Annotated in this window: 15 protein-coding genes; 1 reads left to right on the top strand and 14 read right to left on the bottom strand. The window is 53.1% G+C overall.

Annotation, left to right across the window (positions count from 1 at the left end; all coding sequences use genetic code 11):
- Positions 1-47: 47 nt before the first annotated feature.
- Both rlmB and rnr read right to left on the bottom strand, forming a co-directional pair.
- A complete protein-coding gene (gene rlmB, locus HNEAP_RS01750; RefSeq protein ID WP_012823251.1) occupies positions 48-854 on the bottom strand; it encodes a 23S rRNA (guanosine(2251)-2'-O)-methyltransferase RlmB in 807 nt (268 codons plus the stop codon).
- Complete coding sequence (rnr, locus tag HNEAP_RS01745; protein ID WP_012823250.1) at positions 854-3,265, bottom strand: ribonuclease R; 2,412 nt, start codon at positions 3,263-3,265, stop codon at positions 854-856. The genes rlmB and rnr overlap by 1 nt, the downstream gene beginning before the upstream one ends.
- Before the next feature lie 150 nt (positions 3,266-3,415).
- Between rnr and uvrB the strand changes: the two genes are divergently transcribed.
- Positions 3,416-5,455 (top strand): excinuclease ABC subunit UvrB, encoded by a 2,040-nt coding sequence (uvrB, locus tag HNEAP_RS01740; RefSeq protein ID WP_012823249.1) that lies wholly within the window; start codon positions 3,416-3,418, stop codon positions 5,453-5,455.
- A 62-nt stretch (positions 5,456-5,517) separates the two neighbouring features.
- Here the strand turns inward: uvrB and HNEAP_RS01735 are convergent, their stop codons facing one another.
- The 12 genes from HNEAP_RS01735 to rplF all read right to left on the bottom strand — a co-directional run bounded on the left by HNEAP_RS01735 (position 5,518) and on the right by rplF (position 12,600).
- On the bottom strand, positions 5,518-6,168 hold the full coding sequence (locus HNEAP_RS01735) for a hypothetical protein (protein WP_012823248.1): 651 nt from the start codon (positions 6,166-6,168) through the stop codon (positions 5,518-5,520).
- A 133-nt stretch (positions 6,169-6,301) separates the two neighbouring features.
- On the bottom strand, positions 6,302-6,682 hold the full coding sequence (gene rplQ, locus HNEAP_RS01730) for a 50S ribosomal protein L17 (protein ID WP_012823247.1): 381 nt from the start codon (positions 6,680-6,682) through the stop codon (positions 6,302-6,304).
- Between the two features lie 29 nt (positions 6,683-6,711).
- A complete protein-coding gene (locus HNEAP_RS01725) occupies positions 6,712-7,707 on the bottom strand; it encodes a DNA-directed RNA polymerase subunit alpha (RefSeq protein WP_012823246.1) in 996 nt (331 codons plus the stop codon).
- A 16-nt stretch (positions 7,708-7,723) separates the two neighbouring features.
- Positions 7,724-8,347, bottom strand: a complete 624-nt coding sequence (rpsD, locus tag HNEAP_RS01720; RefSeq protein ID WP_012823245.1) for a 30S ribosomal protein S4 — start codon at positions 8,345-8,347, stop codon at positions 7,724-7,726.
- Between the two features lie 13 nt (positions 8,348-8,360).
- The gene (gene rpsK, locus HNEAP_RS01715) at positions 8,361-8,750 is read right to left on the bottom strand and encodes a 30S ribosomal protein S11 (RefSeq protein WP_012823244.1); all 390 of its coding nucleotides are present in this window, start codon (positions 8,748-8,750) and stop codon (positions 8,361-8,363) included.
- A 42-nt stretch (positions 8,751-8,792) separates the two neighbouring features.
- Positions 8,793-9,149 (bottom strand): 30S ribosomal protein S13, encoded by a 357-nt coding sequence (rpsM, locus tag HNEAP_RS01710; RefSeq protein WP_012823243.1) that lies wholly within the window; start codon positions 9,147-9,149, stop codon positions 8,793-8,795.
- 76 nt (positions 9,150-9,225) lie between these two features.
- The gene (secY, locus tag HNEAP_RS01705) at positions 9,226-10,560 is read right to left on the bottom strand and encodes a preprotein translocase subunit SecY (RefSeq protein WP_012823242.1); all 1,335 of its coding nucleotides are present in this window, start codon (positions 10,558-10,560) and stop codon (positions 9,226-9,228) included.
- A 3-nt stretch (positions 10,561-10,563) separates the two neighbouring features.
- On the bottom strand, positions 10,564-10,992 hold the full coding sequence (gene rplO / locus HNEAP_RS01700; protein WP_012823241.1) for a 50S ribosomal protein L15: 429 nt from the start codon (positions 10,990-10,992) through the stop codon (positions 10,564-10,566).
- Complete coding sequence (gene rpmD, locus HNEAP_RS01695) at positions 10,992-11,183, bottom strand: 50S ribosomal protein L30 (RefSeq protein ID WP_012823240.1); 192 nt, start codon at positions 11,181-11,183, stop codon at positions 10,992-10,994. The genes rplO and rpmD overlap by 1 nt, the downstream gene beginning before the upstream one ends.
- The gene (gene rpsE, locus HNEAP_RS01690; RefSeq protein ID WP_012823239.1) at positions 11,180-11,695 is read right to left on the bottom strand and encodes a 30S ribosomal protein S5; all 516 of its coding nucleotides are present in this window, start codon (positions 11,693-11,695) and stop codon (positions 11,180-11,182) included. Before rpsE ends, rpmD begins: the two co-directional genes overlap by 4 nt.
- Positions 11,696-11,706: 11 nt before the next feature.
- Complete coding sequence (rplR, locus tag HNEAP_RS01685; RefSeq protein WP_012823238.1) at positions 11,707-12,063, bottom strand: 50S ribosomal protein L18; 357 nt, start codon at positions 12,061-12,063, stop codon at positions 11,707-11,709.
- 9 nt (positions 12,064-12,072) lie between these two features.
- Positions 12,073-12,600 (bottom strand): 50S ribosomal protein L6, encoded by a 528-nt coding sequence (gene rplF / locus HNEAP_RS01680; protein WP_012823237.1) that lies wholly within the window; start codon positions 12,598-12,600, stop codon positions 12,073-12,075.
- Position 12,601 lies beyond the last annotated feature (1 nt).

The following is a 12,601-nucleotide window of genomic DNA, read 5'->3' as shown; positions in this document are numbered from 1 at the left end:
GTTGCCCGATGTAAATCAAATAGCCGGACATTCTAACGAAGTCGGGGTTATTGGGATAGCGCTCGCGCCTGATTTATGACTTGGTCTCGCACTCGGCGAAACTCGAACAGACAAACGGCCGCAGCCACTGAAACATTCAAACTTTCGACAGGAGGGCGCATAGGAATGAAGATCAACTGATCGCAACCTTCCTGTGTCAGACGACGCAACCCTTCCCCTTCGCTACCCATCACAAGGGCGACCGACTCGGCGGCGAAATCCGACTCATACAAGCTGACCATGCCACCTCCTGCCGCACCGACAATCCAGATCTGGCGAGATTTGAGATCGGCAAGCGTGCGCGCAAGGTTCGTTACCTGAATGAATGGCAAGCGCTCAGCGGCGCCGGAGGCAGCCTTGCGCGCGGTTGGCGTCAAACCGACCGCGCGATCCTTGGGGGAAATAACGGCATGAACGCCCGCAGCCTCGGCGCTGCGCAGGCAAGCACCCAGGTTGTGCGGATCAGTCACGCCATCGAGAATCAGCAAGAATGCGGGCTCGTCCAGATTGTCGAGTAACGCGAACAAGTCATGCTCGTTGCCGGCCGGCTTGGGCTGATAGCGTGCCAGTACGCCTTGGTGGCGCGCCAGCTCTCGATCGGCACGCACGCGGTCGGCGAAAACCTTCTCGGGGGCCTCCTCGATGGATACGCCACGCGACTCGGCGAGCACACGCAGTTGTTGCACCCGCTTATCCTGTCGCCCTTGTTCGAAAATAACCGACAACACACGTTCCGGATCGTGTTGAAGGGCCGCTTCGACAGCATGAAAACCACTAAGCCACTGCGTGGAAGATGCGCTTTTGCGTTCGGCCATTATTTGCGCGATTCCTCGGCATCACCGGGCTCAGACTCGGGAGCAGACGAGGTATCCGACCCGTCATCATCTGAATCGGCGTTTTCATCATCGTCACCCGCAGGTGCATCACCGGCGGGCTTTTTACGACGGCGGCGGCGCGGTTTGCGTTTCTTCTTCGCTGCGTCATCTTCATCGGATTCCTGATCGTCCCGAGGCTCACTCCGTGCATCGCCACTCGATTCAGACAAGGCTTCATCGTCATCCGGCAGGACAAAATCGATTTTGCGCTCATCCAGGTCGACCCGAGCCACACGCACGGTGATGGCGTCGTTCAAGGCATAAACCCGCCCCGAACGTTCGCCCCGCAACGAGAGCGTCACCGGATCGAAATGGTAGTAGTCCTTGGTCAGGGCGGTGATGTGCAACAAGCCTTCGACGAAGAAATCCTTGAGTTCGACGAATAGGCCGAAACCCAGAACAGAGGCCACTCGACCTTCGAACACCTCGCCCACCTTGTCGAGCATGAACTCGCACTTGAGCCAATCCGTCGCATCCCGCGTCGCTTCATCTGCACGGCGTTCGTTATTGGAACAATGCTCACCGATGATGACCATTTCATCATGATTGTATGGAAAACGGTCCGGGGCACCCGTACGAAGCAGGTGGCGAATGGCGCGGTGCACCATTAAATCGGGATATCGCCGGATCGGGGAGGTGAAGTGCGCATAGAACTCATGCGCCAGACCAAAGTGCCCCAGATTGTCCGGTGAGTACACCGCCTGTTTCAAGGAACGAAGAATCATGGTCTGAATCGTCAGAAAATCCGCACGACCCTGCACCTGAGACAGCAAGGCATTGAAGTCTTTGGGGCTTGGTTGATCACCGCCACCCAAGCTCAAGCCCTTTTCGGCCAGCATGGCACGCAGATCGGTAATTTTTTCCGCCGTGGGGCGATCATGTACACGGTACAGTGCGGGAATTTTGTGATCGGCAACAAAGCGTCCGGCTGCAACGTTTGCAGCGATCATGCATTCTTCGATGATCTTGTGCGCATCGTTGCGCTCGTAGGGCACGATCGCCTCGATCTTGCGGCCTTCGCCGAAGACGATCTTGGTTTCGACGGTATCAAAATCGATCGCGCCGCGACGTTCACGCGCTGATCGCAACACCTTGTATACGCCATGGAGCGTTTCAAGAGGTTCGAGCAGATGGGCGTGTGCCGCGCGCGCCTCAGCATCCTGATCGACCAGCACTTTGGCAACCGTATCGTAGGTCAGACGCGCAGCAGACTTCATCACCCCTTCGAAGAAGCGGAATTTGGCGATATGCCCTTCATTATTGATCAGCATATCGGCGCAGAGGCACAAGCGATCAACAGCCGGGTTCAACGAACACAAACCGTTTGATAGCACCTCCGGAAGCATGGGGAGCACGCGCCCGGGGAAGTACACGGACGTCGCACGATTGAAACCCTCACGATCCAAGGCAGAGCCCACATTCACGTAATGACTGACATCGGCGATCGCCACCAGCAACCGGAAACCCTCCGGCGCGGCCTGGCAGAACACCGCATCGTCGAAATCCTTGGAGTCGGCGCCATCAATGGTGACAAGTGGCATAGAGCGCAAGTCGACTCGCCCTGACTTGTGGCTCTCCTCAACTTCGGGATTCAAACCATCAATGGCAGCCAGAACTTCTTCCGGCCACTCGTGCGGAATACCGTGGGAGTTAATGGCGACATCGATCTCCATGCCTGGCGACATGTGATCACCCAACACCTCAACAACCTTGCCGACGGGCTTGTGGCGCAGTGTGGGCTGTTCGACCAATGCAACTCGCACGATCTGACCATCGCGCGCGCCCATCAGATCGGTCATCGGGACGAGAATATCCTGAGTGATCCGCGCATGATCGGGAACCACAAAAGCAATGCCCGCCTCCAGCACCAATCGGCCGACAATCTCGGCATTGGCCCGCTCAATTACTTCGACCAGATTCCCTTCACGACGTCCACGGCGATCAAGCCCGGTCACCTGCACGACCGCACGATCGCCATTGAGCAGCGCGCGCATCACGCGGGGCGAGAGAAACACATCGTCGCCGCCATCATCGGGCACGAGAAATCCGAAGCCATCACGATGACCCAGCACGCGACCACGCACCAGTTCGGCATGAGTGACCGGCACGTAGCCGCCGCGACGATTGCGGATGACCTGGCCATCACGCTCCATCGCACGCATGCGGCGGCTCAAGCCTTCGATCCGTTCGTCATCACCATCGTATTCTAGGTGACTGATCAATCGATTCAGCGTCAAAGGGCCATCTTGCTCCGAGAGCAACTGCAAAATGAATTCCCGGCTCGCCACCGGGTTGTCGTATTTTTCAGCCTCTTGGGCTGCTTGGGGATCTGATACCGTCTCTTGGGACATGGAAACCTTATCTGTAAAAACATAAAAATTGAGTCTGCGCCACATTACCAGGCGACAAACCCGCGAATAAACCCATTTATTCGATTCAATTTAACATGATAATCCATTTCACCGGATACCCGATGCCCAATCCTCTATACTTCGCATCTTATGCAGGACACCCGATTCACTTTAGTCACCGATTATCAACCTGCCGGCGATCAACCGGCGGCCATAGCTCGGCTCGTCGAAGGATTGCAGGATGGACTCGCGCAGCAGACCCTTCTGGGCGTCACCGGCTCGGGGAAAACCTTTACGATCGCCAATGTCATCGACCGATTGCAACGACCGGCTCTTGTGTTGGCACCGAACAAAACGCTGGCCGCCCAACTCTATGGCGAGCTGAAGGGATTTTTCCCGAATAACGCGGTTGAATACTTCGTCTCTTACTACGATTACTACCAGCCGGAAGCTTATGTGCCCGCCTCGGATACATTCATCGAGAAAGATGCCTCGGTCAACGAGCATATCGAGCAGATGCGGCTTTCGGCAACCAAGGCACTACTGGAACGCCGGGATGTCATCATCGTGGCAACGGTTTCCTCCATTTACGGCCTCGGCGACCCGGATGCTTACCTGAAGATGATTCTGCATCTGGTTCGCGGAGAAAAAGCGGATCAGCGCCAGATACTGCGCCGACTGGCCGAGATGCAATACACCCGCAATGACATGGAATTTCGTCGCGGCACCTATCGCGTGCGCGGAGATGTGATCGACATCCATCCGTCCGAATCCGACGACGAAGGCGTACGCGTCGAACTGTTTGACGACGAAATCGAGCAGATTTCGTTGTTCGACCCGCTCACCGGCGCCATTCGGCGTCGATTGCCCCGCTTCACCATCTACCCGTCCTCGCACTATGTCACCCCGCGAGAACGGATTCTGGCTGCCGTCGAATCCATCAAGGATGAACTGACGCAGCAACTAGATCACCTGAATGCGGAGAACAAACTGGTCGAGGCCCAACGGCTCGCACAGCGCACGCGCTTCGACATCGAAATGATGTACGAGCTGGGGTATTGCAACGGCATTGAAAACTACTCCCGTTACCTGTCCGGACGTCACCCCGGGGAACCGCCGCCTTGCCTCTACGACTACCTCCCACCCGATGCCTTGCTGATCATCGACGAATCCCACGTCACCGTCCCTCAGCTTGGCGCGATGTATAAGGGGGATCGTTCCCGCAAAGAAACCCTGGTTAATTTCGGCTTTCGGCTCCCATCCGCACTCGACAATCGACCATTGAAATTCGATGAGTTCGAACGAATGATGCCGCAGACCATTCACGTATCGGCCACACCCGGTCCCTATGAGGGCAGCCATTCGGCGCAGGTTGTCGAACAGGTAGTCCGCCCCACAGGGCTCATCGATCCGCAAATCGAAATTCGCCCGGTCGCCAGTCAGGTCGACGATGTACTCTCCGAGATTCGCGACCGCGCCTCTCGTCGTGAACGGGTACTGATTACAACGCTGACGAAACGGATGGCAGAAGATCTTGCCGATTATCTGGCAGAGCATGATGTGCGTGTCCGCTATCTCCATTCCGATGTCGATACGGTCGAGCGCGTCGAGATCATCCGTGATCTACGACTTGGACTGTTCGATGCCCTGATCGGCATTAATCTGCTGCGCGAGGGTCTGGATATCCCCGAAGTATCCCTTGTGGCCATTTTTGATGCCGACAAAGAAGGCTTCCTTCGATCTGAGCGATCGTTGATTCAAACCATTGGCCGCGCTGCCAGAAACCTTCATGGCAAAGCGATTTTGTATGCAGACCGAATCACGGACGCCATGCGCAAGGCGATCGATGAAACGGACCGTCGACGCGCCAAGCAGATTGAGCACAATCTGGAGCAAGGCATCACGCCCAAAGGAATCGACAAACGGGTGGATGACATTTTGCAGTCTGGCGACTACAAGATTCCCGGCTCACGCGGCGCAAGCCAGCGAAGCAGGAAAATGGCGCTAGTAGCAGAAGCAGCGAGCGATTTCAGCGTCACCATGAGTTCCGAGCAAATCTTGAAGCAGATCAAGGAACGCGAAGCCAAAATGTATCGGTTAGCCAAGGATCTGGAATTTGAAGCGGCTGCGCACATCCGGGATGAAATTCATCGGCTACAAGAACAACTGATTGCCGCCGACGCAAAATAGAAAGAATCACGAACATAAAAAACCCGGCATCAGCCGGGTCTTCATTCAAACTGACTCAGAGATCATTTTGACGGTGCGGGCGCCATTTGCTCAGAGCCATGCATCTTCATGGCTTTCTCTTGCAAGTCACGCATATGCTTCTCTTTGGCATCCAAGTCGGCAAACATATCCTTCGCCTTCGGATCAACTTTGATCATGGCTGCACGCACATCATTGCGAAGTTTCTCGGATTGCTTTTGGATTTTAGGATCCTGGAACGCCTTGGCCTGACGTTGTTCAAACGCCTGTTGGCCTTCCCGGAATTTCTGAATATCCTTCGCCCGCTCAGGGTCATTTTCCTTCATCCCCTGAATCTTGGTAACCAGCGCTTTGAGCTCATCGTATTCGGCCTGCGCGTCGAAATTCTTGTCGGACATCGCGTTTTTAATAGAGTCCCGAAGACCGTCTCGCTGCTTGCCGAGCTTGGGGTTCTTCTTGTACGCCTCCGCTTCAATACCCTGAAGCTTTTGCTCAAGCGCGCCTATCTCCTGACGCGTTTGCTGGAAGTCCTTCATCAGCTCCATTTGCTCAGGAGACAATGTTGGCATCGCAGGCTGGGCAGCAGGCGCTGCGGGCGCATCTTCTGCATAGGTGCCGACCGACATCAAACCCAGAACAACGCCAAGGGCCAGAGCAGAATGGCGAATACCGCGGATTTTATTGGAAACAGACATGAATACCCTCATCAATAATGAAACAAATAATGCAAACCAAACGAGTCTGACAAAGGCAGAGATAAATAACAACCGAGATCACAAAAAAAACCGGCTTTGAGCCGGTTTTTCTTCAAATGAACCCGAGTGAAAATTACTCAGCTACAGAAGCGGCATCACCACGTTGCACAAACTCGACATAGGCCATCGGTGCATTATCGCCCGCACGATTGCCGCACTTGAGGATGCGCACGTAGCCACCGGCACGCGCCTTGAAGCGAGGGCCCAGATCTGAAAACAACTTACCGACAACTTCTTTATTGCGCGTCTGAGCGAAAGCCATACGACGTGCATGAACCGAATCGTCCTTGGCCAAAGTGATCAATGGCTCAGCGAAACGGCGAAGCTCCTTAGCCTTGGGCAGAGTTGTTTTGATCAACTCATGCTCAATCAAAGAGTTGGTTAAAGAACGCATCAGCGCATTGCGCTGTGCGGAGTTACGGCCGAGTTGACGGCCAGAAAGACGGTGACGCATGTCATATACCCCAAAAAATTCAAATCGCCTTAAATCTTCGACTCAGCGAGATTCAAAAGCTCTGCAGGTGGCCAGTTTTCGAGACGTTGACCCAGAGACAAACCCTGCTTGGCCAGAACGTCCTTGATTTCAGTCAGCGATTTTTTACCCAGATTCGGAGTTTTTAGCAACTCGATTTCCGTACGCTGAATGAGATCACCGATGTAATAAATATTTTCTGCCTTCAGGCAGTTAGCCGAACGAACGGTCAACTCAAGATCATCGACTGGACGCAGCAGAACCGGATCAACTGCAGGCGCTTGCTCAACCACTGGCTCTACTTTTTCAGCCTTGAGGTCAACAAAGACCGATAGCTGATCAACCAAAATGCCAGCGGCTTGACGAATGGCATCTTCGGCAGAAATAGAACCGTTGGTCTCGATATCAAGAACAAGCGAGTCAAGATCGGTACGCTGTTCAACACGAGCGCGCTCGACAGAATAAGAAACGCGACGCAGTGGAGAAAATGAGGCGTCAACCAGCAGTCGGCCAATTTGACCACCCGCCTCTTCACGACGCGCACTGGCAGGAACATATCCTTTACCACGTGTGACCTTGAAGGTCATAACCAAGCTACCCTGATCATTCAATGTAGCAATGTGATGCTCAGGATTGATGATTTCAACAGCGTGATCGGCCTTGATATCGGCAGCCGTGATGGCGCCAGCACCAGTTTTCTTGATGCTCAGCATGGCCTCGTCGCGACCATGAAGCATGACAGAAAGACCTTTCAGGTTGAGCAGAATTTCAAGCACGTCCTCGTGCACACCCTCAATGGTAGTGTACTCATGAACAACACCTTCAATTTCCGCTTCCGTTACGGCAACGCCTGGGATGGAAGAAAGAAGAATACGGCGAAGCGCATTACCAAGTGTGTAACCGAAGCCACGCTCAAGCGGCTCCAGCACGACACGGGCCCGGGTCGCGTCCAAAACCTGAACATCGACCAGTCGTGGCTTAAGCAGTTCGGTAGAACCTAATTGCATGACAAACCCCCGTTAATTACTTGGAATACAATTCGACAACGAGTGATTCGTTGATTTCGGCTGGCAACTCATCACGAGAAGGAGCCGATTTGAATACGCCTTCCATCTTCGCGGCGTCGACAGAAATCCAGGACACGTCAGGACGCTGCGCAGCGATCTCAAGAGAATCCTTGATGCGCTGTTGTTTGCGTGAAGATTCACGAACGGCAACAACGTCATTGGCCGCAACTTGATAAGAAGCAATGTTCACCACTTCACCGTTGACGGTAATAGCGCGATGAGAAACCAACTGACGCGATTCAGAACGCGTAGAACCAAAGCCCATGCGATAAACAACGTTATCCAAACGGCATTCAAGCAGTTGCAACAGGTTTTCGCCGGTTGAACCTTTCAGCTGAGCAGCTTTCTTGAAATAGTTGGCGAACTGGCGCTCAAGCACACCGTAAATACGACGCAGCTTTTGCTTCTCACGAAGCTGAACACCGTACTCAGAAACCTTCTGCTTACGTGCTGCACCGTGCTGCCCAGGAGCGCGATCATGATGGCATTTGTCTTCGTGTGAACGCACACCGGATTTGAGAAAAAGATCAGTGCCTTCACGACGACTTAACTTACATTTGGGACCAAGATAACGAGCCATAATCTAATACCTCTCAGACACGACGCTTTTTAGGCGGACGGCAACCATTGTGGGGAATCGGAGTGACATCAGTAATGACGCCAACTTTGAAACCGACCGAATTCAACGCACGGATGGTTGACTCGCGACCCGGGCCTGGACCTTTGATCTCGACGTCGATGTTCTTAACACCATAAGCCTTGGCAGCTTCGCCAGCACGCTCAGCAGCAACCTGTGCCGCGAAGGGTGTTGACTTGCGTGAACCGCGGAAGCCAGAACCACCAGAAGTGGCCCAGCTCAAGGCGTTACCTTGACGATCGGTGATCGTTACAATCGTGTTATTGAATGACGCATGGACATGAGCCACAGCATCAGTGACTACGCGCTTTATTTTCTTGCGCGCAGGGGCATTAGATTTAGCCATTTAGTAATCCTACTCTCGTAAATCGAAGAATATTAAGCCTGATTAGCGCTTAACCAGGCGACGCGGACCCTTGCGAGTCCGTGCGTTTGTCCGTGTGCGCTGTCCACGGAGTGGCAGGCCGCGCCGATGACGCAACCCACGATAACAACCCAAATCCATCAATCGCTTGATGTTCATGGAGACATCACGTCGAAGGTCACCCTCGACGATAAATTTGGCCACTTCAGCGCGCAGTGCTTCGACTTCGGACTCTGACAAGTCACGAACCTTACGGCTTGGTTCAACACCAGAAGCCTGGCAGATTGCCTGCGCACGAGTAGTGCCAATGCCATAAATTGATGTGAGTGCAATAACTACATGTTTTTGCACTGGAATATTAATTCCCGCGATACGTGCCATCGAAGATCACCTTAAAAAATGAGCGCGAAACTATAAAACAAAAAGACTACGGAATCAAGGAAATGAACCCGTATTCTTATAATCCAGACTTGAAGTGTGCTTTACGAACCAAGCTATCGTACTGGTGGGAAACCAGATGAGACTGGACCTGAGCCATAAAGTCCATCAGAACAACCACTATAATCAACAGTGAAGTGCCGCCGAAGTAGAAGGGCACATTCCAATACAAAATCAGGAACTCTGGCAGCAGACAAACCGCAGTGATGTACAAAGCACCCCAGAATGTCAGACGTGTAAGAACCTTATCAATATAGCGAGCAGTATGTTCGCCCGGACGAATACCTGGGACAAATGCACCTGAGCGCTTTAAGTTGTCCGCAGTTTCGCGCGAATTAAAAACCAATGCCGTATAGAAGAAGCAGAAGAAAATAATCGCAGTTGCGTACAGACCCACATACAGCGGCTGACCAGGAGACAGAGCAGTAGAGACACTCCGCAACCAGGCCATGTTCTCTTGCTGCCCCAACCAGTTACCCAGCGTTGCTGGGAACAGGATGATACTTGAAGCAAAAATAGGCGGGATTACACCAGCCATATTCAACTTCAAAGGCAGATGCGAAGACTGCTGGCCCGCCATACCACGCCCTTGCTGACGGCGTGCATAGTTAACCGTGATACGACGCTGACCACGCTCAACAAACACAACAAAGGCAGTTACGGCTACAATCAGCACAGCAAGAATTAGCAAGGTTATTACACCGAGTTCACCTGTGCGGACCAACTCAGCGGTACCACCAATTGCGGTAGGCAAGCCTGCCACGATACCGGCGAAGATGATCAAGGAAATACCGTTCCCAACACCACGCTCTGTAATCTGCTCACCGAGCCATACGAGGAGCATGGTACCGGTTAGGAGTGTCATCGTAGCGACGAATAAGAAACCGAATCCGGGTGTGTATACCAGACTTTGCCCACCAACGGACTGACCCTGCAAGGCGATGGAAACACCCAACGCCTGAACCAAGCCAAGACCAAGTGTCCCGTAACGAGTGTACTGCGTGATCTTTCTACGGCCCGCCTCACCCTCTTTCTTGATCCGCTCGAGCGAAGGGAGAACCGAAGAAAGAAGTTGTACAATAATCGAAGCAGAAATATAGGGCATAACACCCAGGGCAAATAGAGACATCCGCGACAGCGCGCCACCGGAGAACATATTCATCATGCCAAGGATGCCGCCAGAGTGCTGCGTAAACAGAGTACGCATCACATCGACATCAATTCCTGGCAACGGAATGAAGGTCCCGATTCGGTAGACAACCAGCACCATAATCACAAAGAAAATGCGCTGACGGAGCTCAGTCAATCGACCTGCTCCCGCCAAACTCGCTACACCGGCATTTGATAGCGCCACGGGTTACTCCGCTTTTCCACCAGCTGCAACAATAGCGCTCAACGCGCCCTTGCTGACACGAATGCCCTGAACCTGAACTGGCTTGGTCACCTCGCCGGAAAGCATGATTTTAACGAAGCGGACATCGTTACGAATCAGGCCAGCGGCTTTCAATGTTTCCAAAGAAACAACACCGTCCAGTTTGTTGAGTTCAGATGTACGAATCTCGGCTGATGCCAAAGCACGCAACGAACGGAAACCCATTTTAGGCAACCGGCGTTGAATTGGCATCTGACCGCCTTCGAAACCTGTCTTATGGAAGCCGCCAGAACGCGACTTCTGACCCTTGTGACCGCGACCCGCGGTCTTACCCAGACCAGAGCCGACACCGCGACCAACGCGGGTGCGTTCTTTGCGGCTGCCGTCAGCAGGCGATAAAGTATTCAGACGCATTACTTGGACTCCTGAACTTCGAGCAGATACTCGATTTTGTTGATCATGCCGCGATTCTCTGGCGTATCCATGACCTCAACTTCGTGATTCATACGACGCAAGCCAAGACCTTTGACACATGCCTTATGCGATGCCAAACGACCGATTGTCGAACGAATCAACTTAACACGAATCATTGCTGGCTGGCTCATGACGCACTCCCGACAATCTCTTCTACACGCTTGCCGCGCTTGGAAGCGATCATTTCTGGTGAACTGATTGACTGCAGGCCATTTACGGTAGCGCGAATCACATTCATGTGGTTACGCGTACCGATGCATTTGGCAAGGACGTTACGCACGCCAACAGCTTCAAATACAGCACGCATCGCACCACCGGCAATAACACCCGTACCTTCTGAGGCCGGCTTCATGAACACCTGAGCGGCACCATGATGACCAACTGTCGAGTAATGCAAGGTACCATCACGCAAAGGCACATCAACCATATTGCGCTTAGCGCGATCCATGGCCTTCTGGATTGCAGCTGGCACTTCTTTCGCTTTGCCGTAACCGAAACCAACACGACCTTCACCATCACCAACAACTGTCAGCGCGGTGAATGAAAAAATACGACCACCTTTGACGACCTTGGCAACCCGGTTTACAGCCACGAGTTTCTCGATCAAGCCATCGGTCGCAACTTCGTTAGAATTTCTACTCATTGCATAACCTCTTAGAATTGCAGACCGGATTCACGAGCGGATTCGGCCAATGCCTTGATCCGGCCATGGAAAATAAATCCAGAGCGGTCAAATGCGACGTTTGTAATGCCTTTGGCAAGGGCAGCCTTGGCGACCATCTCACCAACACGCTTGGCGGCATCGATGTTGCCACCGTGCTTACCCGCTTCGATCACACCTGGGTGCAACGTTGAGGATGATGCAACAACGGTCGCGCCATCAGGCGTAAAGATTTGAGCGTAGGTATGCTGCGCTGTACGGTAAACCGTCAGCCGATGAACACCCAACCGGACGATTTTGGCACGTGTGCGGCGCGCACGACGCAGACGATTTTGTGATTTTTCGTTCATAGCTAACCCTTATTTCTTCTTCGCTTCCTTACGGAAGATGACTTCATCGTGGTACTTCACGCCCTTGCCTTTATACGGCTCTGGCGGACGGTAACCACGGATATTGGAAGCCACTTGACCCACTTTTTGACGATCCGCACCACGAATAATGATTTCCGTTTGCGAAGGCGTTTCAATAGTGATGCCCGCAGGGATAGCGAAGTTGATTGGATGAGAGAAACCCAGTGCAAGGTTCAGAGTGCTGCCCTGAACCTGCGCACGGTACCCCACACCAACCAGTTGCAGCTTCATCTCAAAACCAGCTGATACGCCCTGAATATTGTTGTTTGCCAAAGCGCGCATGGTGCCCGCCATAGCAATGAACTGATCAGACTCAGGCTCAAAACGTAATTCGTTAGCCGCCATATCCACACTGACTGATTTGTGCAATGTCAATTCAAGCTGACCTTTCGGCCCCTTGAATGAGATGACTTGACCATTCAATTTAACCTCGACACCTTTGGGAATGGCGACGGGCTTTTTAGCAACACGACTCATG

This window comes from Halothiobacillus neapolitanus c2 (assembly GCF_000024765.1).
GTDB classification, from domain to species: domain Bacteria; phylum Pseudomonadota; class Gammaproteobacteria; order Halothiobacillales; family Halothiobacillaceae; genus Halothiobacillus; species Halothiobacillus neapolitanus.
This window is presented reverse-complemented; position numbering and strand designations above follow the sequence as displayed.

Bases quoted from the DNA above. Each gene is read 5' to 3' on its own strand.
- rplF (WP_012823237.1), bottom strand. From the start codon at position 12,600: ATGAGTCGTGTTGCTAAAAAGCCCGTCGCCATTCCCAAAGGTGTCGAG.
- rpsD (WP_012823245.1), bottom strand. From the start codon at position 8,347: ATGGCTCGTTATCTTGGTCCCAAATGTAAGTTAAGTCGTCGTGAAGGC.
- rplQ (WP_012823247.1), bottom strand. From the start codon at position 6,682: ATGCGTCACCGTCTTTCTGGCCGTCAACTCGGCCGTAACTCCGCACAG.
- rnr (WP_012823250.1), bottom strand. From the start codon at position 3,265: ATGTCCCAAGAGACGGTATCAGATCCCCAAGCAGCCCAAGAGGCTGAA.
- rpsE (WP_012823239.1), bottom strand. From the start codon at position 11,695: ATGAGTAGAAATTCTAACGAAGTTGCGACCGATGGCTTGATCGAGAAA.
- rpsM (WP_012823243.1), bottom strand. From the start codon at position 9,149: ATGGCACGTATCGCGGGAATTAATATTCCAGTGCAAAAACATGTAGTT.
- rplO (WP_012823241.1), bottom strand. From the start codon at position 10,992: ATGCGTCTGAATACTTTATCGCCTGCTGACGGCAGCCGCAAAGAACGC.
- HNEAP_RS01735 (WP_012823248.1), bottom strand. From the start codon at position 6,168: ATGTCTGTTTCCAATAAAATCCGCGGTATTCGCCATTCTGCTCTGGCC.
- rlmB (WP_012823251.1), bottom strand. From the start codon at position 854: ATGGCCGAACGCAAAAGCGCATCTTCCACGCAGTGGCTTAGTGGTTTT.
- uvrB (WP_012823249.1), top strand. From the start codon at position 3,416: ATGCAGGACACCCGATTCACTTTAGTCACCGATTATCAACCTGCCGGC.
- rpsK (WP_012823244.1), bottom strand. From the start codon at position 8,750: ATGGCTAAATCTAATGCCCCTGCGCGCAAGAAAATAAAGCGCGTAGTC.
- HNEAP_RS01725 (WP_012823246.1), bottom strand. From the start codon at position 7,707: ATGCAATTAGGTTCTACCGAACTGCTTAAGCCACGACTGGTCGATGTT.
- rplR (WP_012823238.1), bottom strand. From the start codon at position 12,063: ATGAACGAAAAATCACAAAATCGTCTGCGTCGTGCGCGCCGCACACGT.
- rpmD (WP_012823240.1), bottom strand. From the start codon at position 11,183: ATGAGCCAGCCAGCAATGATTCGTGTTAAGTTGATTCGTTCGACAATC.